This is a genomic window from Rossellomorea vietnamensis (assembly GCF_008180415.1).
GTDB classification, from domain to species: domain Bacteria; phylum Bacillota; class Bacilli; order Bacillales; family Bacillaceae_B; genus Rossellomorea; species Rossellomorea vietnamensis_C.
Map to the genome: position 1 here is coordinate 1 of NZ_VTEI01000014.1, position 19659 is coordinate 19659.

At 43.7% G+C, this 19659-nt stretch carries 18 protein-coding genes, 2 pseudogenes and 2 riboswitches; of the genes and pseudogenes, 4 read left to right on the plus strand and 16 right to left on the minus strand.

Going from position 1 to position 19659, the window contains the following annotated elements:
- The coding region (locus FZC78_RS18955) for an IS30 family transposase (protein ID WP_148941651.1) at nucleotides 1-439 on the plus strand (439 nt) is incomplete at its 5' end.
- A gap of 87 nt (nucleotides 440-526) precedes the next feature.
- On the opposite strand, the gene FZC78_RS18960 is transcribed toward FZC78_RS18955, so the two are convergent.
- From FZC78_RS18960 to FZC78_RS18975, 4 genes and pseudogenes are all read right to left on the minus strand, one after another.
- Nucleotides 527-1414, minus strand: coding sequence for a patatin-like phospholipase family protein (locus FZC78_RS18960; protein ID WP_148941652.1), 888 nt, complete (start codon nucleotides 1412-1414; stop codon nucleotides 527-529).
- 379 nt (nucleotides 1415-1793) lie between these two features.
- Nucleotides 1794-3563 (minus strand): annotated as a pseudogene (locus tag FZC78_RS18965) (vitamin B12-dependent ribonucleotide reductase); the annotation flags it as partial.
- 411 nt (nucleotides 3564-3974) lie between these two features.
- Nucleotides 3975-4769: pseudogene (locus FZC78_RS18970) on the minus strand (ribonucleotide reductase N-terminal alpha domain-containing protein); the annotation flags it as partial.
- Between the two features lie 380 nt (nucleotides 4770-5149).
- On the minus strand, nucleotides 5150-5986 hold the full coding sequence (locus tag FZC78_RS18975) for a lipoate--protein ligase family protein (RefSeq protein ID WP_148941655.1): 837 nt from the start codon (nucleotides 5984-5986) through the stop codon (nucleotides 5150-5152).
- A gap of 807 nt (nucleotides 5987-6793) precedes the next feature.
- Here FZC78_RS18975 and FZC78_RS18980 point away from each other — a divergent pair.
- Nucleotides 6794-7108 carry a rhodanese-like domain-containing protein gene (locus FZC78_RS18980; RefSeq protein ID WP_187442743.1) on the plus strand — a complete coding sequence of 105 codons (315 nt, stop codon included), beginning with the start codon at nucleotides 6794-6796 and terminating at the stop codon, nucleotides 7106-7108.
- Nucleotides 7109-7394: 286 nt separating this feature from the next.
- Here the strand turns inward: FZC78_RS18980 and FZC78_RS18985 are convergent, their stop codons facing one another.
- The 5 genes from FZC78_RS18985 to gcvT form a co-directional block, all read right to left on the minus strand.
- The gene (locus FZC78_RS18985; RefSeq protein WP_148941734.1) at nucleotides 7395-8651 is read right to left on the minus strand and encodes an MFS transporter; all 1257 of its coding nucleotides are present in this window, start codon (nucleotides 8649-8651) and stop codon (nucleotides 7395-7397) included.
- A 159-nt stretch (nucleotides 8652-8810) separates the two neighbouring features.
- The gene (locus tag FZC78_RS18990) at nucleotides 8811-9425 is read right to left on the minus strand and encodes an ArsR/SmtB family transcription factor (RefSeq protein WP_187445022.1); all 615 of its coding nucleotides are present in this window, start codon (nucleotides 9423-9425) and stop codon (nucleotides 8811-8813) included.
- 179 nt (nucleotides 9426-9604) lie between these two features.
- Nucleotides 9605-11068, minus strand: a complete 1464-nt coding sequence (gene gcvPB / locus FZC78_RS18995; RefSeq protein WP_148941658.1) for an aminomethyl-transferring glycine dehydrogenase subunit GcvPB — start codon at nucleotides 11066-11068, stop codon at nucleotides 9605-9607.
- Entirely contained in the window at nucleotides 11061-12407 is a 1347-nt protein-coding gene (gene gcvPA, locus FZC78_RS19000; RefSeq protein ID WP_148941659.1) for an aminomethyl-transferring glycine dehydrogenase subunit GcvPA, read from the minus strand. Before gcvPA ends, gcvPB begins: the two co-directional genes overlap by 8 nt.
- Before the next feature lie 17 nt (nucleotides 12408-12424).
- Complete coding sequence (gene gcvT, locus FZC78_RS19005; RefSeq protein ID WP_148941660.1) at nucleotides 12425-13531, minus strand: glycine cleavage system aminomethyltransferase GcvT; 1107 nt, start codon at nucleotides 13529-13531, stop codon at nucleotides 12425-12427.
- A 121-nt stretch (nucleotides 13532-13652) separates the two neighbouring features.
- Nucleotides 13653-13733, minus strand: a riboswitch (glycine riboswitch).
- Between the two features lie 3 nt (nucleotides 13734-13736).
- Nucleotides 13737-13829, minus strand: a riboswitch (glycine riboswitch).
- A 171-nt stretch (nucleotides 13830-14000) separates the two neighbouring features.
- Between gcvT and FZC78_RS19010 the strand changes: the two genes are divergently transcribed.
- Nucleotides 14001-15698: a DEAD/DEAH box helicase gene (locus FZC78_RS19010; RefSeq protein WP_148941661.1), complete on the plus strand. Its 1698-nt coding sequence runs from the start codon at nucleotides 14001-14003 to the stop codon at nucleotides 15696-15698.
- Nucleotides 15667-16452 carry a YqhG family protein gene (locus tag FZC78_RS19015; protein WP_148941662.1) on the plus strand — a complete coding sequence of 262 codons (786 nt, stop codon included), beginning with the start codon at nucleotides 15667-15669 and terminating at the stop codon, nucleotides 16450-16452. Before FZC78_RS19010 ends, FZC78_RS19015 begins: the two co-directional genes overlap by 32 nt.
- A 503-nt stretch (nucleotides 16453-16955) precedes the next feature.
- Here the strand turns inward: FZC78_RS19015 and FZC78_RS19020 are convergent.
- From FZC78_RS19020 to comGC, 7 genes are read right to left on the minus strand one after another with little or no spacing between them, the layout of a single operon-like run.
- Nucleotides 16956-17132, minus strand: coding sequence for a YqzE family protein (locus FZC78_RS19020; RefSeq protein WP_148941663.1), 177 nt, complete (start codon nucleotides 17130-17132; stop codon nucleotides 16956-16958).
- Between the two features lie 45 nt (nucleotides 17133-17177).
- Nucleotides 17178-17675 (minus strand): shikimate kinase, encoded by a 498-nt coding sequence (locus tag FZC78_RS19025; protein WP_148941664.1) that lies wholly within the window; start codon nucleotides 17673-17675, stop codon nucleotides 17178-17180.
- 1 nt (nucleotide 17676) lies between these two features.
- A complete protein-coding gene (gene comGG / locus FZC78_RS19030; RefSeq protein ID WP_187445013.1) occupies nucleotides 17677-18036 on the minus strand; it encodes a competence type IV pilus minor pilin ComGG in 360 nt (119 codons plus the stop codon).
- Nucleotides 18026-18445, minus strand: a complete 420-nt coding sequence (gene comGF / locus FZC78_RS19035; RefSeq protein WP_148941666.1) for a competence type IV pilus minor pilin ComGF — start codon at nucleotides 18443-18445, stop codon at nucleotides 18026-18028. Before comGF ends, comGG begins: the two co-directional genes overlap by 11 nt.
- On the minus strand, nucleotides 18442-18771 hold the full coding sequence (locus FZC78_RS19040) for a hypothetical protein (RefSeq protein ID WP_148941667.1): 330 nt from the start codon (nucleotides 18769-18771) through the stop codon (nucleotides 18442-18444). The genes comGF and FZC78_RS19040 overlap by 4 nt, the downstream gene beginning before the upstream one ends.
- Nucleotides 18758-19204 (minus strand): competence type IV pilus minor pilin ComGD, encoded by a 447-nt coding sequence (gene comGD / locus FZC78_RS19045; protein WP_148941668.1) that lies wholly within the window; start codon nucleotides 19202-19204, stop codon nucleotides 18758-18760. The genes FZC78_RS19040 and comGD overlap by 14 nt, the downstream gene beginning before the upstream one ends.
- Entirely contained in the window at nucleotides 19194-19502 is a 309-nt protein-coding gene (gene comGC, locus FZC78_RS19050) for a competence type IV pilus major pilin ComGC (protein WP_148941669.1), read from the minus strand. Before comGC ends, comGD begins: the two co-directional genes overlap by 11 nt.
- Nucleotides 19503-19659 lie beyond the last annotated feature (157 nt).

Consider the following 19659-nt stretch of genomic DNA (forward strand, 5'->3'; position numbering starts at 1 on the left):
CATCGGCAAGTCACACAAAAGTCAGATTCTCACGTTGACCGAGCGTACCAGCCGGTTTGAGATTATCTATAAGCTGGCGGCGAAAACGGCGAGTGAAACTGCACAGTCCATCATCCATGTGTTGAAGAACTTGCCAAAAAAAGTGGTAAAGTCCATCACCGCAGACCGCGGCAAGGAATTTCATCTTTGGGAAGAAGTCGAAAAAGGGCTGGAGGTTCCCTTTTACTTCTCGGATCCCGGCAAACCAGGTCAGCGTGGCACCAACGAAAATAGTAACGGGCGCATTAGGCGCACATACCCAAAAGGAACCGATTTCAGCCGGATGACCCAGAAGGACATCATGGATTTTCTCTTGACGTTCAACCAGGTCCCCCGGAAAGTGCTCAATTATAATACGCCATTTGAGGTATTCATGAATTTCTTGCCGTGTTCGACTTGAGTTGACAATTTACATTATTAATGAATTCCAGGGGAAGAATCTGCTTCTTATTGAGCAATGTCAACCGCTCTATGATCTTCCTCTCTCTTAGCCGTAACTCCATATCCGCAGAAATTCTTTCGCCTGATTATACCCATACCCGGCAAGTTCTCTTTTCTTTTCTTCCGTCAGTTCAAACTCAGTCGTCAACACGCCTTCTGTCGGTATGAAAATGATGTTTGCAGAATGCTTCCTGGAAATATATCTGGAGTCATGTGCGTCCTTCATGGTCTGAAACAGCGCTCCGTACATGTCGATGGCATTGTGGATTTCGTTTTTCGGTCTTTCCTGTGCATCATGACTAAGCTTTATCCCCAAAACAGGTCTTACCTTCTTTGTATTTTCTTTATCAAAGAGCCACATCGGGAAATTGCTTAAGACACCTCCGTCGACGACTATACTTAGCCCATCCAGTGATTTCAGCCTCACCGGTTCGAAAAAGTAAGGCAGACTCGCACTCATTCTGATTGCCCTTGCTACCGGGAAAGTTTCTTTGGGAATACCGTATTTGTCCAGGTCATCAGGCAGCACCATCAGCCTTCCATTGGACAGGTCGGAGGCAACTACCCTCAATGCGCCCGGCCTCAGATCGGCAAAGGTATATATTCCCCTGACCCTTAACTTTTCCTCTATCCACTGCTCCAGAGCATCCCCTTTATAAAGCCCCAGTTTCCAATACACTTTCAGCCACCGGACTAATGGCAATGAAGAAAGCAATGGATTTTTATCCAGTAAATCTGGCAAATCTATTTCATCCATTATATTAAGCAGGCTGTCACTGTTGTAGCCGGCTGCAATGAACCCGGCTATAACTGCGCCGGCACTCGTCCCCGCAACCCGTTGAAATCTAAAGCCTTTTTCTTCGATAGCCCTGTAAGCGCCAATTAGTGCCAACCCCTTGATTCCGCCGCCTGAAAACACACCATCGATGTTCATGGGAACCATCCCCTTCGAAGTTTCCTTATAACTTTCATATTCATTTCGAAGGGTTTTAGAATAAGAACAAGCCAATTTCCAGGGCACACTTCATTGCGTCACCGTAATAAAAGGGACAGTCCCTTTTAAAGGAATAAAGAATCACAATACAAAAAGGCTGTTTTCACATAGATTGTTGCTTTCAGAAATATCCCAAGAGCCGGATTTTTCTCCGGATACTAAGGTTTTCCTCTCTAATTAGAGGATGCAGCTCTTTTCTTTCTTACCATTATTTTTGGTGATTTAAGGTGATATCTGCGCATTTAATGTTAAATAGAAACAAAGTTTTCGAAAAGAGCCTACAAAAAAGAAGGAGGAACAAGTCCCCCTTCTACTTAGATTATAATCCACATTTTAATTGTGCTCCACAGTTGGTACATGTGTTGCATCCGCCCATATCTTTGACGGTTCCTTTCCGGCAGACCGGACATGTATTTCCTACTTCAGATCCAATTGTCACATCTGTTGACCTGACATCCTGGATGGTGTCAACCAGTACCACCGGCTTTTTGCCTTGTGGTGCCTGTGGTGCCGTTTCTTCTTCATCAAAGCTGTTCTCTTCCGCTTTCAGAGTCAGAACCTGTGAATCACGGCTTCCATCCACGTAGACTGTGCCGCCTTTCGCTCCGCCCTTATACAATCTTTCGTACACTCCTTGAACCTGATCAACCGTATAGCCTCTTGGCGCGTTGACTGTCTTCGAGATAGAACTGTCAATCCAGCGCTGGATGACACACTGCACATCTGCATGGGCTTCAGGTGCCAGTTCCATAGAAGAAACGAACCATTCAGGAAGGGCGTCTGAATCTATTTCAGGATTGCGGTCAAGGTATTCTTGTACAATTTCAGCCTTCACCTCGATGAATTTCCCAAGACGTCCGCTTCGATAATAAGTGAAGGAGAAGTAAGGTTCAAGCCCTGTCGCCACACCCACCATCGTTCCTGTGCTGCCAGTTGGAGCAACTGTGAGAAGATGGGAGTTGCGGATACCGTTTTCCATGATAGACTGGCGGACATCCTCAGGCATTTTACTCATATAGCCTGTATTGATGAATGCCTCTCTCAGGCGGTTCGTTTCGCCTTCTGTCTCACCTTGAAGGAATGGGAAGCTGCCTTTTTCCTTCGATAATTCAACAGATGCACGATAAGCTGTCACGGCAATGGTCTCGAATACTTCATCCACAAGCTTGTTGCCTTCCTCTGATCCATATTCTTTTTCACAGTAGATCAATAAATCAGCAAGCCCCATGACACCTAAGCCGACTCGGCGTTCTCCGAGTGCCTGCTTTTTGTTCTGCTCAAGGAAGTAAGGAGTGGCATCAATTACGTTATCCTGCATACGTACGCCGACTTCTACTGTCCTCTTCAGTTTTTCAAAATCGACTGTTTTATTTTCTTTGTCCGCAAATTGGGCAAGATTCACAGCTGCGAGGTTGCAGACGGAAAATGGTGCAAGTGGTTGTTCACCACATGGGTTTGTCGCCACAACTTTTTGTCCATATGCTTTTGCATTTGTCATGTCGTTGGCATTATCAATAAAGAAGATACCTGGTTCAGCAGAATAAGTCGCACATACATTGATCAGATTCCATAATTCCTTGGCTCTCATCTTTCTGTAGGTACGGACTTTGTAGCCCATCTGTTCCCACTCTCTAACGTCACCGATTTCATGCCAGTTTTCATTATAGAACTTCATCTCTTCTTCATCATATTTCTCTACATCAGGGAATCGCAGGCTGTATTCTTCGTCATTTTCCACGGCTTTCATGAAATCGCTTGTCAGACAGACTGAAATATTTGCGCCTGTAAGAAATTCAGAATTATGGACAGAGTAAGTACCGCCCGTTCTGATCTTCTCTTCAGCTTCCTTGATGATCTTGTCCGAAAATCCTCCCAGCCCGGGAATCTGTTTGTAGTTAATGATTCCTTGGTACATATCTTGTTCCTGTGCTGTAAGAGGAGTGAATTTCAATTTGTCCTGTGCAGCTTTTTTTATCTGCTCATCTTCTGTATTTTCAAGAAGATAGCGAAGGATACGCGGGTTTTGCATCTTTGAAATGATGAATTCAATGATGTCAGGGTGCCAATCTGACAACATGATCATTTGGGCCAATACGTTACGTTGATACGCTACATCAACTCTCTAAGTCACCTTAGAGTTCAGACCATATCTTACACTCATTTGAGTGTCCTCGCACTTGGGAACCGCTTGATTCCTACTCTACTCGCTTCCGCTGTTACAGCGTGCTTTCGATGGTCGTTGAACCTTCTCCATTTTAAAGGAGCTTGGCTGCTGATTGTCTTTTTCCACTTACTGTTTTTTAGCATTCACGTTTGCCGTTTCCAGCTGCGTTGTAGCCAGTAAGTCATTTATACGCTAATTTTTATATTAGTAAAATATTAGCGTCAAATAGTTTCATGACTGTCTTCTCTTCTCTCATTTTCGGATGACATTTACACGATTACTATTAAAGAGTTTCCAGCAATTCACGAGGTTTATTTATAGACGAGGCACTTATTTACCACGTCTTGATCCACCCTGTTCTACAAGATGAGTCAGCTTCGCAATATCATCCAGCCACGATACAGATCCAGATGATTTTCCGTTCACACCGCGTGCCAGTGCGTTTCTTGGCCTTAAAGTCGATCCGTTCGTTCCGACTCCGCCGCCGCGGCTCATGATTTCCATTACTTGTTTGCGGTGGTCAGAAATGCCGTCCCTGGAATCTTTTACGAACGGCATAACATAACAGTTGAAATAAGTGACGTCCGTATCAGCACCTGCTCCGTACAATACACGGCCAGCCGGCACAAAATTCATGTTTACGAGTTCGTGGTAGAATTTCTCGAACCATTCCTGTCTTTTTTCTTCTGTCGTCTCGACACCGGCAAGCCCTGTTGCGTTTCTCTTGGCAATTTGCTCATAGAAGATCTCGAGCGGTTTTTCAATCACATCCAATGAACGTTTAACAACACCGCTTTCAGCTTCCACCGGGTTATCAATGGAACTTCTGTACTCCTCAATGATTAAGACTTCAGCCTGCTTGTTCTCCCGGTCAAGGCTCTTAATGAAACCAAGCCCTCTTGCAGGGAATTTAGGATCTTCCTTGATTGTTAATACAACGAAATCTCCTTCAGTAAGGGTGATCTTTTCAGTGTCTTTAAATGAGTAGCGGTCAATCATTACGAGGCGGGATACACCCTTATGTGTAATGTTCATATCCGGGGTAATGGGATGGACTTGCGGAAACATACCGATCGCTTTATTCAGACTCTCTCTGTTAACTATCATTTCTTGTTTGGATACGACAGACATAAATACAACTCCTTAAACTACTATATTGAATGGTTTCTGTTTCTATCTTAGTTGTTAAATTCAAAAATAAATTTATCACAGCCGGTAATGAAAATCAACCAATACACACTATATATAGTGTGTAAAATATTTTTCGACACACTATATGTTGTGTTCAGTTCATGTTAAAACTTTTTTGTCAAACTGAAAATAGGCTGGAAAGAGAAGAGATCGAAAGGGAATCATAGATTAGCCAGCACAAACCAACAAAACCCGACAATTTTCAAGGTTGAAAAATAACAGTCCTCTTCTAACCCCTTTATGAAAAGGAAAAAAGCGATTTTCATCGCTTTTGAAATCCGAAAAAAGTTAATTCAATTTTTTCCCCTTGAACAAAAAGTCTACCTTTTAAAATTCCATTCATCTGATTCATATCTTCTTTTAGCAAGGTCCTCTACATATCGTGCTTCCTCTTGGGAAAGTACATATGGCTCGAGCTCGATTCCCAGTCCCTGTTCAAACCCTTTTTTAAAAGCGGCCTTCGCCATGTCAAGGGTGACGGTTTCACTGCTGATTTCATTGACAGCCACAGCCTTGCTCTTAAAAGCCCGCTGCATACGTTCCTTCACCCGGTCATTCGGATACTTGAACAAACTGAATAATTTATCTTCATCAAGATCAAGCAAAATAGAACCATGCTGGAGGATGACGCCTTTTTGGCGGGTCTGGGCACTACCGGCTACCTTTCTGCCTTCTACCACAAGTTCATACCAGCTTGGTGCATCAAAGCAGACAGCTGACCGCGGACTTTTCAAACCCTGTTTCTCTTCTTCCGTCCTCGGCACTGCAAAATAAGCTTCCAGCCCCAAAGCTCTGAATCCCCTGAGAATTCCTTCTGAAATGACCCGGTAAGCCTCTGTGACCGTCTTAGGCATTTCCGGGTGCTCTTCCGTTACAATCACACTATATGTAAGTTCATGCTCATGAAGGACGCCCCTTCCCCCTGTCGGACGGCGGACAAATCCCAGACCATGTTTTTTCACAGCATCCATCTTGATTTCTTTTTCAACCTTCTGGAAATAGCCTACCGACAGAGTCGCAGGTTCCCACCCGTAAAAGCGGATAACCGGAGGGATTTTTCCTTCACTATGCCAATCGAGCAGTGCTTCATCCAATGCCATGTTATAGGACGGAGAACAATTCCCCGAGTCGATATACCGCCATACTTCTTTGGTCATAACCTCATACCTCTTTTACTCTTATTAAAGTCGATTTCTAGTCTATCAAAGTATAAGAAAAAAACAAAGAAGAAAAGACCGCTTGGTTGAATGGGCACCGGATACGACAGTAGATTGGCAGAAGATGAATTTTAGCATATGTCAATCCAGGAAAAGGTTCGATTTCTATTTACTCTTCTTTAAAGATAGAGGGCATGCCCGGGGGAGGTGAGTTAATATAGAAAAACGTACCAATAAGTCAGGGAGACCAAAAGTTATTGGTATGATTAACCTGGAATCGCACCATTAAGTCAGATAGACCAAAAGTTAATGGCATGATTAACCTGGAATCGCACCATTAAGTCAGATAGACCAAAAGTTAATGGCATGATTAACCTGGAATCGCACCATTAAGTCAGATAGACCAAAAGTTATTGGTATGATTAGCCGGGAATCACACCATTAAGTCAGATAGACCAAAAGTTAATGGCATGATTAACCTGGAATCGCACCATTAAGTCAGATAGACCAAAAGTGATTGCTATAATTAGCCGGGAATCCCCCCGTTAAGTCAGGGTAAAAGAATCTTCGTAAAAAAGAACATGGAAAACTCCCTGCCCTTCAAAAGTCACATACCTTTCAAAAAGAGTTCTTGTTCTCCCTAATAGACAATAATATAATAGTAATAGATTTCTTTTGTATCTGCACAGAAGAGAGAATATAATAGAGAATAGTGAATTGTGAAAGGGGTCAGGAATTTTGTCAGGTTTATATTTTTTACTAGTCGTTTTAGGGGCGATCATCGTCTATTCAATAATTACGTTTTTTATGCAAAAGCGTATTGTAAATAACCTTACGGAAGAAGAGTTCCGTGCAGGATACCGTAAAGCCCAGCTGATTGATGTCAGGGAACCGAATGAGTACGAAAACGGCCACATCCTCGGCGCAAGGAATATTCCGCTCTCCCAGTTGAAACAAAGGAAGCAGGAAGTCCGCAATGACCAGCCGGTATATCTCTACTGCCAGAGCGGCATGCGCAGCGGCAGGGCAGCACAGATGCTTCGCCGTAATGGATACAGGGACCTTCACCAATTACAGGGCGGGTTCAAGAAATGGACAGGAAAAATTAAAAAGAAGAAATAATAAAAAAAGCGGAAGCGCCCCGTTTAGCCCTGACAGGCAAATGTTCCTTGGAGAAGAAAAGGGGGTTTATCCTTTTATTCTCCAGAGGTTATTTGACCCCGAGAGGCTGGGCGCTGAAGCTGGATTCAGAACGCTTCCTGATTTACGATAAGAAAGTAGTATATTTTCTTATTTGAGCGCAAAAGCCGATTTCAGTTGAAATCGGCTTTTTATTTATGGCTTAAAACCAAGCATACCCTCCCACTATAATAATGGGCGGCGAATCCTCCCAGGATTGAACCTTCATTCAAGAAGTCAGCTTTACATCAGTTGAAAGCCCAAGCTCTTCCGGGTTGATGTCCACAGAGCTGGGCAGTGTAAGTAAAGCCCGGTCCAATAACCAAACGATCGAAACAAAGATCACCCCTGCAGCTGAGCCGGCAAACACCGTCACCGGATTGACTGCATCGGCCAGGTATCCTCCCAGTAAAGAGCCAAATGGCATAGCAGCTGCCCCAAGAGAAGCAGTGACCGAAAAAATTCTTCCCATTAAATGTTGAGGAACAACCGATTGAATCGCCGCTCCCATGATCACATTCGTTGCTCCAATCGGGATCCACGATATTCCGAAAAAAAGAATACTGACAGTGGTGAATGGAATGAATCCTGATATCATCCAGCAGCTGCCTCCCAGGAAGAATAATGTGATCACAAGTTTCCCCAGTGGGTATTTTCCAAAGAAAGAAGCCGACAGAGCGCCGATCAATGCACCTCCCGATATGGCTGCTAAATAAAGCCCATAGGCTTCAGAACCTCCCCTGAGCTCAGCGAAGGCAGGCAGCACCGCGTATGTTGAACCGATAGCAAAATTTGCCACAACGGAACCTAGTAAGAATTTTGCCAGCTTTGATCGGAAGACGATGCCAAATCCTTCAGCTAAATCTTTCTTATACGAAACAACTTTTTCTTTTACCAAAGCTCCATTTTGCCCAGTTCCTTGCTTCTCCCCCTTTACCTTAATCAATCTGAAGAGAATAGCTGCAATAATGAATGTGACGGCATCGATCATATAAAGAGTGATTGCACCCACTAAAGCGACCAAAATGCCCGCAATGGCGTTAAAAGCCAAGTCGACACCTTGATAAGCGAAAGAAAAAAGCGAGTTGCCCTTCACAAGCTGGTCTTTTCGGATAAGCCTTGGCAATAGTGCCGATTGACCTGGATAAGCAAATTGTTCAATAGCAGATATAACCGGCATGATCACAAGTATAAAGGACACACTGAGAAACCCTGCATAGTGGGCTATAGGAATAAGCAGCACCAGTATCGCCTGCAATATCTGAGTCCATACAAGAAGTTTCTGAATCTGCAATTTATCGATGACCGGTCCAGTCAAAAATTGCAAAGTTCCAGGCAGAAGGGTCAGAAAACCTGCTAAGCCAGTATAAAAGGCACTTCCACCTAATTCAAATACAAGCCACATAGCTGCTACATAATAAAGACTGTCACCCATATTCGTTACCATTCTTCCGAAGAATAAAGCAGCAAAATTCCGATTTCTCATCAACAGTTCTTTCACCTTTAAAACTCCTTTCCATACAGGTAAATTTTTTTTACCGTTGACCTAAAAAAATATAGGGTATTGTCCTACAAAATAAATTTACCGGTCAAAATTATTTTACTGTCAGATCTGAGAATGGAGATTCAATACTGAATCTCCTTATTATTCATTTTCATCTGTATTGGAAACCCTTTTCTCAAAGTTCGATTCATTTACCTGGAAACCATAACCTGACATATAATAATACTTGGCGTCGGGATTATCGGCATCCTTCTCTGCTCGATTCTGCAACTCTTCCAAGAGCTCAAAATATTTTTTGGTATACCATCTGAAATTCTCTTCTGTCACCTTTGTTTCCCATGAGGTCGCAAGGATATTCCAGTCTGCGGGATCATTAGGGCCCGCTTCTTCAAACGCATCATTTGGAGCCTCCAGAAGCCTGGTCATGGTTCTATCCAACATCCCATAAAGCATTTGCCTCTTTGTATTGCTGATTTCCTCTTTATGGGGCATAAGGCTGGCATCCGGGTAAAATCCGCTGGCTACAGACTGATAGAACTTTTGAATGATTCCATTCTTTTCTTCTGTCTTGACGATTTCAATCAATCCCAGCTTTTCCAGCTCACGAAGGTGATAATGAATTCTTGCCCGGGAAAGATCGAATACCTCTGACAGCTGCTGCCCAGTAAACGGGCTCTCCACCAGCCTCAACATCAACTTCACCCTGAATGGGTCACTTAAAGCTTTTAACTGATTGTAGTCCCTGATGATCATCATAGATTCCAATTTTTCTCACCACCGTTTCATTTTTTAACTCGGTTAAATTAATTTTACTGGTTAAGTTTAATTTATCAAACTTGGTAATCTTTGGCAATACCCATTTTCAACCATTTTTATAATTCGATTTCCATTCGGGATTGCAAAAAGGATGCCCCGTTAAGGACATCCTTTTACTGTTAACCTTCTCTTGTATATCGCAGCACAGGTTTACGTGCCGCAAGTGTTTCATCAAGACGCTTGATGACAGTCGTATGCGGTGCTTCCTGTACGATCTCTGGATTTTCTTCTGCTTCTTTAGCAATTTGAATCATTGCATCGATAAAATCATCGATTGTTTCTTTGGACTCTGTTTCGGTCGGCTCAATCATCATACATTCCTCTACATTCAATGGGAAGTAGATGGTTGGCGGATGATAGCCGAAATCAAGCAGGCGCTTGGCGATATCCAAGGTACGGACTCCCAATTTCTTCTGACGCTTTCCGCTGATGACAAATTCATGCTTGCAGTGACGATCGTACGGAAGATCAAAGTGCGGAGCCAGCCTTCTCATCATATAGTTGGCATTGATGACTGCATTTTCCGTCACTGCCTTTAACCCGTCAGGACCCATTGTACGAATGTACGTATAGGCACGGACATTGATGCCGAAGTTGCCATAGTAAGGCTTCACACGTCCGATTGACTGAGGACGGTCGTATTCAAAGGCGTATCCGTCTTCGCGCTTAACCAGGATAGGCTTAGGAAGATACGGGATTAAATCGGCTTTGACACCAACAGGTCCGCTTCCAGGTCCGCCTCCTCCATGAGGTCCAGTAAATGTTTTATGAAGATTAAGGTGGACGACATCAAAGCCCATGTCTCCAGGACGTGCTTTCGACATAACCGCGTTAAGATTGGCGCCGTCATAATACAGCTTTCCGCCGGCCTGATGGACAATCGCAGCCATTTCCAAAATATTTTCTTCAAACAAGCCCAATGTATTAGGGTTCGTAAGCATTAGAGCGGCTGTATCATCACCTACAACACGTTTAAGGTCTTCCATATCAACCAATCCGTTATCGTCGGATTTCACCGTAACTGTTTCAAATCCTGCCACGGTTGCGGAAGCAGGGTTCGTTCCATGAGCAGAATCTGGAACGATGACTTTCGTACGTTTTGTATCTCCATTTGCTTCGTGGTAGGCACGGATCATCATCAATCCTGTCCATTCCCCGTGAGCACCTGCCGCAGGTTGAAGAGTCACTTCATCCATTCCAGTAATTTCTTTTAAATGTTCCTGCAGGTCGAACATCAACTCCAATGCTCCTTGAACACCTTCTGTCTCCTGTAGAGGGTGAAGATGGGCAAAGCCGTTGAACCTGGCTACATTTTCATTGATTTTCGGATTGTATTTCATGGTACATGAACCTAACGGATAAAAACCGGAGTCCACCCCATGATTGCGCTTGGACAAGGCAGTGTAGTGACGCATGATATCCAGTTCAGAAACTTCCGGAAGTTCCGGTGCTTCTTCACGTGTGTATCCTGCAGGAATCAGTTGAGACAAGTCTACTTGCGGAACATCCATTTCAGGAAGGCTGAAGCCGGTACGTCCTTCTTTTGATAATTCAAAAATGAGAGGCTGATCGTTCTTATTCATGATAATCCCCCAATTCTTTAGCAAATGTATCGATTTCTTCTTTTGTGCGAAGTTCTGTAACCGCTACAAGCATATGCTGATTTAGATCGGAATCGACAAGACCAAGGTCATATCCTCCGATGATTCCTTTTTGAAGCAGAGCTGAATTAATTTCTTTTACAGGCCGGCTGGTTTTAATGACAAATTCATTGAAGGAAGGACCTTCGAATGCAGCCTCCACACCATTTTGTTTAAGGGCTTCCTTAGCATAATGAGCCTTTTGGATATTCTGGACTGCCATTTCTTTAACCCCATTCTTACCAAGAGCCGTCATTGCAACGGAAGCAGCAAGGGCATTAAGGGCCTGGTTCGAACAAATATTGGAAGTCGCTTTGTCACGACGGATATGCTGTTCGCGCGCTTGGAGAGTCAAGACGAATCCTCGCTGGCCATCCTCATCAACAGTCTGTCCGACCAGGCGGCCAGGAACCTTACGCATTAGTTTCTTCGTTACAGCGAAATATCCGCAGTGCGGTCCCCCGAACGCTGTCGGAATTCCAAACGGCTGTGCATCACCAATCACAATATCAGCACCCAACTTTCCAGGAGGCGTCAGCACGCCAAGCGCCAATGGATTAGATGACACAACAAACATCGCTTTCTTGTCATGTACGATGCCCTCAAGCTTCGCTAATTCTTCAATTCTTCCAAAGAAATTAGGATATTGAACAATGACAGCTGCGATTTCATCAGACATCATTTCTTCTAAAGCTGCCGTGTCCGTCACACCATCTTTATGAGGAATTTCAACTACTTCAATATATTGTCCTTTCGCATAAGCACGCAGGACATCTCTTGATTCAGGATGGACTGTACTTGAAACAAGAACCTTCTTCCGCTTTGTCTGGCCTGCGCTCAGCATCGCCGCTTCAGCAAGCGCCGTACCGCCGTCATACATGGAGGAGTTAGCTACGTCCATGCCAGTCAATTCACAAATCATTGTCTGGAATTCAAAGATTGCCTGCAGTTCCCCTTGAGAGATTTCCGGCTGATATGGTGTATAGGCAGTGTAGAACTCCGAACGTGACAATACATGATCCACAATAACAGGCATGTAGTGGTCATAAACCCCTGCACCAATGAAAGAAGTATGAGAGCGCAAATCCGCATTCTTTGAAGCCATCCGGCTTAACTCTTTCATCAAGGTCGTCTCAGGTTCCGCTTTCTTAATGTTATATTCCCCTTTAAACCTTACTTTTTCAGGAATATCTTCAAACAGCTCATCAACCGAGCTGACTCCAATCGTGTCCAGCATTTCCTTTTGATCTTGTTCTGTCATCGGCAAATAACGATGTTTCATAAGGAATCCCCTCCCTGCTACTTCTTTGGTCTTTTATAGAATGGTGTAGGCACTACTTTAGCTTTAAGTTTCTTATTGCGAATCTCAACAAATACCTCTGTATCAAGGCCGCTGTATTCGGACTTAATGAGAGCAAGCCCGATATTCTTTTTAAGTGTAGGAGACTGTGTACCTGTCGTAACTTCGCCGATCTCTTCGTCATTGGCGTAGACTTTATAACCATGGCGGGGAATTCCGCGCTCAAGCATTTCAACCCCTGCAAGTTTTCGGGGAGCGCCCTCTTTTTTATGTTGAGCCAATGTTTCTTTTCCAAAGAAATCGGCTTCTTTATCAACTTTCACAGCGAAACCGATGCCTGCTTCTATCGGAGTGATATCCGCAGAGAGTTCTTGTCCATAAAGGGCAAGGTTCGCTTCAAAACGAAGAGTATCACGAGCACCGAGGCCGCATGGAAGGATACCTTCAGGCTCGCCTGCTTCCAGGATCGCTTTCCATAGATCTGAAGCGCTTCCGGCTGCACAATAGATTTCAAATCCATCTTCACCTGTATAACCTGTTCTTGAAACAAGTGCCTTGATGCCGTTTAAGTCTACTTCATTTTGGAATTTAAAGAATCCGATATCACTTAAGGTCGTGTCTTTGGCCACCCTTTGCAGAATTTGTTCTGCCAGCGGTCCTTGTATTGCTAACTGGGCATATTCTTCAGATAAATTTTTCAGTTCGGCATTTTCTTCAGAATGATCCAGAAGCCACTTATAGTCTTTTTCAATATTGGAGGCATTGACAACCAGGAGATAATGGTGATCCTCGATTTTATAAACCAGCAGATCATCAACGGTTCCCCCGTTTTCATAGCACATGGCTGTATACTGTGCACCCCCGTTTTTGATGCGTGAAATATCATTTGTCATCATTTTTTGAAGATAATCGAGTGAACCGCTGCCTTTGACTTCAATCTCTCCCATATGAGATACATCAAACAAGCCGGCTTTGGTGCGCACCGCTTCATGTTCTTCTTTGATGCTTGAGAATTGGACAGGCAGCTCCCATCCGCCAAAATCGATGCACTTCCCGCCATTTTCTTTGTAGACTTGGAATAAAGGCGTTCGTTTCAATTCTGCCATTATATTTCCCCCTTTGCCTGATATCTTCATTCTACGAACCTTCTTTACTAGTCCCGACCGGTTAACAAGAGATGTCATTCAAACACACAAAAAAGGACAGAAAAACCCCTGTTAAGAGATCCTCTGTCCTTTCACCTGAAAGTTTACCATCTTGATGGCTTTCTTCGTGGGTGGCTTCGTAAAACTGAAACACTCTCCAGAGATGCGTCCGGCAAGAGTCTTTTTGCCTGAGAGATTCACAAGAAATTTGCTTGCTCCTTCGGCGCTGTCATCCAACAGTCTCTCCTCTTGCTTTCATTCGCCAATATTCATTGAATAAATTGGTCATACTAACAATATAAAGAATTCTGCTCGAAATAGAATGTTCGGTTTTTTACAAATTTCTAAACTTTAAAAATCTACTTACATCCTATCATTAACGAAGCATTTTCGGCAATCATTTTTATGATTAAAATAAGGAGTTGTTTTTATGGACGTAGAAGTACTATTCGATGACAGCTGGAGCAGGGAATTCGAATCCCGCATCGAGAAGGACGGCCCCTGGTCAGATTGGGACCTGTTCAAGCTGGCCGTAGAGGTCGAGGAACATACCGTCATTCCGAACTTTGAAGGGCTGCAGGCACCGAAACATTTGTCTAACCTTACTCCCCTTCCCCATCAGCTTGAAGTTGCCAGACAAGTTGTAGAGTCCATGAATGGAAAAGCGATATTAGCAGATGAAGTCGGACTTGGAAAAACAATAGAAGCCGGATTGATTTTAAAAGAATACATGATTCGAGGACTGGTGAAGAAAGTATTGATCCTCGTTCCAGCGTCACTTGTTTCTCAATGGGCTATTGAACTGAATTCAAAATTTTTCATCCCGGCTGTAGCTCAAAAGAAAAGTTATGTCTGGGATCAATGCGATATCGTCATCTCTTCTATTGACACAGCCAAAAGGAGTCCCCACAGAGAGAAGGTTTATGATCAGGACTACGACCTCGTGATCATCGATGAGGCACATAAACTAAAAAACCATAAAACGAAAAACTACGAATTTGTTCAAAATCTGAAGAAGAAATTCTGCCTTCTTCTGACGGCTACGCCTATTCAGAATCGGGTAGAAGAGATTTTCCATCTTGTCTCTCTTTTAAAGCCGGGGCACCTCGGAAACGAATCCGGTTTTTCCGAAAAGTATAAAAAAGGCTCCCGATCTGTGGGCAATGATGCTCACCTGAAGGAATTGGTCAATAAAGTGATGATCCGCAACCGCAGAAGCGATACGGGCATCGAATGGACCAAACGGCATGTCAAAACCGTCCTCATTGATTTCACTGAGCAGGAAAGAGATCTTTATGACAGCTTTAATATGCTTAAGGGGCCGTATGATGAATGGGTATCAAGTTCCTTTTCCCTGTTGACTCTGCAAAGAGAGGCGTGCAGCAGCCGGGAAGCGGTGTTCTATACACTGAAAAATATGCTCGAACGCCAAGAGCAGCCCTCCCCCATTCTCACTCAAAGGGTCAATGAGCTGATGAAAAAGGTCGAACAGGTTCAATCCAATTCCAAGGCACAAGAGGCGCTTAAAATCATACAATCTGTCAACGATAAGGTCATCATCTTTACTGAATACCGTGCCACACAACTGTATCTACAATGGTTTCTCAAGCAGCACGGTATTACCTCGGTTCCATTCAGGGGCGGTTTTAAAAGAGGGAAGAAAGACTGGATGCGGGAGTTGTTTAAAAACCATGCACAAGTATTGATAGCAACAGAAGCCGGCGGTGAAGGAATCAACCTTCAATTCTGCCACCATATCATCAACTTTGACCTGCCCTGGAATCCAATGAGGCTGGAACAAAGAATCGGCAGGGTCCACAGGCTCGGCCAGACAGAAGATGTCCATATTTATAATTTTGCAACGAAGAATACAGTCGAGGAGCATATTTTGAAGCTGCTCTATGAAAAAATTACTCTTTTTGAAAAAGTTATCGGTCAGCTCGATGACATCCTGACAAAACTTGATTTCGGGAAATTTGAGGAGCACATGGAGGATATCTTCACCAAGTCTCGATCACAAGGAGAAATGAAAATCAAGATGGATAATTTGTCGGCAATGATTCAATTCGCGGAAACGATGAAGGAGGAGCAGGAAAATGCAGCAAAACGAAATTCATCAATTTCTTGAGAGATACTTCACAGCCAATGAATGCCAGATAGTTGAAAACCATCCAGGCTATATGAACGTTCAACTTACGATTGATATGGACAAAGAGTTGATGAACCGCCCGTTTTATTGGCATTACCTGGAGAAGACCGGCGGGGTTCCCAACCCGATGAGACTTTGCTTGATTACCAACAAGGACAGGGCACCAGAGACGATCAAAGGCGAGGTGCTCCATTTCGGCTCTCCCCGCCTTCACCAAATTTTCCGCTCGGCCCGGCAGCTGGCGAGCTACACCCGCCTTTACGAAAGCAGGGCCGCTGTTCCGGGAAAACAAACACCCTTGCATCCTTGGCTGGGTTTAAATATCAAAATTTCCTATCAATGCGATCTCAAAAAAGACCTACTGAAATCAATAGGGTTAAATCTGATCAACGGAGCCATGCAGGAGAACTTCCACAGAGAACTCATGAAAAAAAACCTGACTCCTAAAATACCTGATTTCTCCTTCACCCTGACGCCGATCATCAAACCAGCCAGCGGAATTGCGAGGATCCGTTCTCAGATCCAGAGAGAACTTCTCTCGCAGCCGACAGACTGGGCGGAATCAGCAAGAAAACGCTGGCAGGAAGATTTAGATTTGCTGGATCAATTCTATGATGGGCTGGAAGAAAAACCAGAGTCCTATTATGTTGAAAAGCAGGCACTTTCTGAACAATACGAACCCAAAATAAATGTGGAGATTATTAACGGAGGACTGTTTTATCTTCACCAATAAAGTACAAAAGCGCAAGCGCCTTGTCCAGCCCCGACAGGCAAATGTTCCTCAGAGAAAAAAGGCGCACTATCCTTTTATTCTCTGAGGGTTATTTGACCCCGAGGGGCTAGGCGCTGAAGCTGGACGGATCAAAAGCGCAAGCGCCTCGATCAGCCCCGACAGGCAAATGTTCCTCAGAGAAAAAAGGCGCACTATCCTTTTATTCTCTGAGGGTTATTTGACCCCGAGGGGCTAGGCGCTGAAGCTGGACGGATCAAAAGCGCAAGCGCCTCGATCAGCCCCGACAGGCAAATGTTCCTCAGAGAAAAAAGGCGCACTATCCTTTTATTCTCTGAGGGTTATTTGACCCCGAGGGGCTAAGTCCGTTCCAGTGGGTACGGACCCTCAGGCGCTGAAGCTGGACGTGGATAATATATCTATTAGTTATCAACAGAAGGTGATTTTATAATTTTCTATACAACAAAAAAACGGGATGGAAACGTTACGTTTCTAATCCCGTTTTTTCACTTCTTCTTAAAGAAAAACATTAATGCATAGGGGATGACACCAAACCAGCGGAACAAAAAGGACTGCTTTTCTGTTTTCCGGAGTTCCTTAATGGATTTTCTTTCCTGCGGTGTTTTCTCAAAGTGCCGGACTGCTGTTTGGGTCATATATTTCACGTAGTCATTGATTGACATTGATTCCACCATCCTTCAGGCTTCATCAATAGTGTCACCACGTGTCTATAACTTTAAACCAGCCAGTATTTTTTTTACAGTTTCTTCAATGGTTAATCCTGCTGTCTCGATCTTCAAATCTGAGGAAGATTGATAGAGAGGCATTCTTTTTTCATAGAGTGCCTTCAATCCATCCATTCCCTTCTCCTTGACCAGCGGCCGAGTAGTATCGCCGGCAATCCGCCTCACTGTCTCTTCAAAGCTGCAATTCAGCCAAATGACCTTTCCTTTGTTCTTCATCAGATCACGGTTGACTTTTCGTTCTGCCATTCCTCCTCCGGTCATGACTATACTCCATTTTCCACCCTTCAGCTCCTTGAGGATCTCTGTCTCCATCTCTCTGAATCTATTCTCGCCGTACCGGGCGAAAATCTCTCCAATGGTCATTTTATACTTCTCTTCAATCAACTGATCACTATCCAAACAGTCATTATTTAATTCTTTTGCCAGCTCTCTCCCTATTGTGGATTTGCCTGATCCCATAAATCCTATTAAAAAAATCATCTCATCCCTGCTCCCAATCAAGAATTTCTTTAGTATCACTCCGGTAAGTCACCATAACCGGTTTACCTATCTTTTCATCCGTTTCAAGGGTAAGTGTTATTATGCCCACACTCCCCTCTTCTACTGCCTTATACCGTACTATACCATCCGGATACACAGAAAAACCATCCATTGAGTTCTCTTCATCTAAAAGCTTTTCTACGGTGTAAAGCACCATACTCTCTCTTTTATAACCAGATTCCATCACATCCAGGTAAGAATATCTGGAGATGAATATTGAAGCTGAGCTTACGGAGAAAACCAAAATCGCCGCTGTCAGCAGCATGGCAAAAGGCAGTATATAACCTTTTTCACTTAGCATAGGTAAAGAACCTCCCCGTCCATTGAAGTTCTCCTTCATAAACCACTGCTATCTCAATTCCATTCGCATGAGAAGAAAGCTTGGTTTCCTGTACGGGTCCCAGAACAAGTTCATGCCCTCTCTTGTTCACCCTCCGCCTTAGAAAATCACCATATCTTTCGTATAAAATCTCTTCACCACTTTTAGTAAATGCAATAGATGTATCCGTCACCTTAATATTCTCAGCCCCCCGGAATTCCTGTCTGAATTGCTGGCTGAACAGGTTCCATTCATATTCTTTGGAAGGGGCCAGCTCATCCTCCACAAATAGTACCCCATTCATGATCACAGGCACACAGGCTGCGGCCAGCAAAAAGATAGAAAGCGTAAAAACAGCGTGAAGGAGAGTATATCCATTTTGGCCTCTCAACCTCTCACCTCCTCCGATAAGCAGAAGCGTTGGTCTTTGCCCATATGATCCTTGTAATGGATACAGGTTCCTCCCTCTTCCTTATTCTCAATAACTTTAAACACCTGCCCTTCCCTTCTGTATATGTGATTTTCTGCTGCTCCTGAAAAGAGGTCTTCTTCCAAATGTTCATAAAGTACCCTTGAAGCTCTGAAATCACTTTCCTTTTTCTCAAGATCCACAACCAGATTTATAACAAATGGGATGAAAATCAGCATAACCATGAAGATGGAAGAAATGGACAACAGTGCTTCCGCAGTACCATAACCACTCTCACTCTTCAACATTGAACCTTCCTTGCCCAATCTGAAAAGTCAGCTTGATCTGGTCTTCACCAGCCATATAATAAAGACTTCCAAATTTATCTGTATTACCGTTCTCATATATGAAGATCCTATCTAAAGAGGTATTAGGCAATTGTGAAATACCTTCCGGAAGAGCTCTCTCCAGCAGGCTTTTCCCTCTGAAGTCTTTACCGGTATATTTTCCTTGAATTGGATAAAACTGCAGAATGACTTTTTCTTTCTTATTGAGAGCATAACTTTGTAAATAGTAAAGGTCTGCTTTCAGCATAGAAACAAAGTTCTTCTTAATAAGAGCATCGCGAAATGGGAGGAAACTCAATGAGGTGAAAAAGAGAAGAGTAATGGATATCGATAGAACCAAGAGCATTTCAAGCATGGTATACCCGTTTGGTTTTCCCTTCCCTTTATTCTCCAACGAGGACCTCTCCCTCAGTATTGATCGTAATCGTCCTTCCATCAGGGCACTTTGTATTCTCCGCTTTCAGATACTTCTTATCAACCAGAGCCTGCAGATCGGCCGGCAGACTTTTTTCTTCCATGCGATAGGCTTCCACCTGTCCTGCCACCATGTTCTGGAATGCCTCACAGCCTTTGCTGTTTATGGATGTCCCCTGCTTTGTAACATTGGGTATTGTGATGAGCAGGAGGACCGAAATCACCAGGAGGACAATCATCATTTCAATCATCGTAAAGCCTTTTTGGTTCTTCAACATATTCATTAGCTCCTTCATTTGAATTAGTTAATAGTGGTAGATATTCTAACATTAGCTCTCTTGATTATTCGGCGTTTTTTTTTTTAGTTGGCGGAGTTCATGTACCCATACTGGCTGCTTGGGGACATGTTCTTGGATGACTGGCGGAGTTCATGTA

Coding starts and splice junctions, on each gene's coding strand:
- FZC78_RS18960 (WP_148941652.1), bottom strand. CDS start 1,414: ATGAACATCGATGGTGTGTTTTCAGGCGGCGGAATCAAGGGGTTGGCA.
- FZC78_RS18975 (WP_148941655.1), bottom strand. CDS start 5,986: ATGACCAAAGAAGTATGGCGGTATATCGACTCGGGGAATTGTTCTCCG.
- FZC78_RS18980 (WP_187442743.1), top strand. CDS start 6,794: ATGCAAAAGCGTATTGTAAATAACCTTACGGAAGAAGAGTTCCGTGCA.
- FZC78_RS18985 (WP_148941734.1), bottom strand. CDS start 8,651: ATGAGAAATCGGAATTTTGCTGCTTTATTCTTCGGAAGAATGGTAACG.
- FZC78_RS18990 (WP_187445022.1), bottom strand. CDS start 9,425: ATGATGATCATCAGGGACTACAATCAGTTAAAAGCTTTAAGTGACCCA.
- gcvPB (WP_148941658.1), bottom strand. CDS start 11,068: ATGAATAAGAACGATCAGCCTCTCATTTTTGAATTATCAAAAGAAGGA.
- gcvPA (WP_148941659.1), bottom strand. CDS start 12,407: ATGAAACATCGTTATTTGCCGATGACAGAACAAGATCAAAAGGAAATG.
- gcvT (WP_148941660.1), bottom strand. CDS start 13,531: ATGGCAGAATTGAAACGAACGCCTTTATTCCAAGTCTACAAAGAAAAT.
- FZC78_RS19010 (WP_148941661.1), top strand. CDS start 14,001: ATGGACGTAGAAGTACTATTCGATGACAGCTGGAGCAGGGAATTCGAA.
- FZC78_RS19015 (WP_148941662.1), top strand. CDS start 15,667: ATGCAGCAAAACGAAATTCATCAATTTCTTGAGAGATACTTCACAGCC.
- FZC78_RS19020 (WP_148941663.1), bottom strand. CDS start 17,132: ATGTCAATCAATGACTACGTGAAATATATGACCCAAACAGCAGTCCGG.
- FZC78_RS19025 (WP_148941664.1), bottom strand. CDS start 17,675: ATGATTTTTTTAATAGGATTTATGGGATCAGGCAAATCCACAATAGGG.
- comGG (WP_187445013.1), bottom strand. CDS start 18,036: ATGCTAAGTGAAAAAGGTTATATACTGCCTTTTGCCATGCTGCTGACA.
- FZC78_RS19040 (WP_148941667.1), bottom strand. CDS start 18,771: ATGTTGAAGAGTGAGAGTGGTTATGGTACTGCGGAAGCACTGTTGTCC.
- comGC (WP_148941669.1), bottom strand. CDS start 19,502: ATGTTGAAGAACCAAAAAGGCTTTACGATGATTGAAATGATGATTGTC.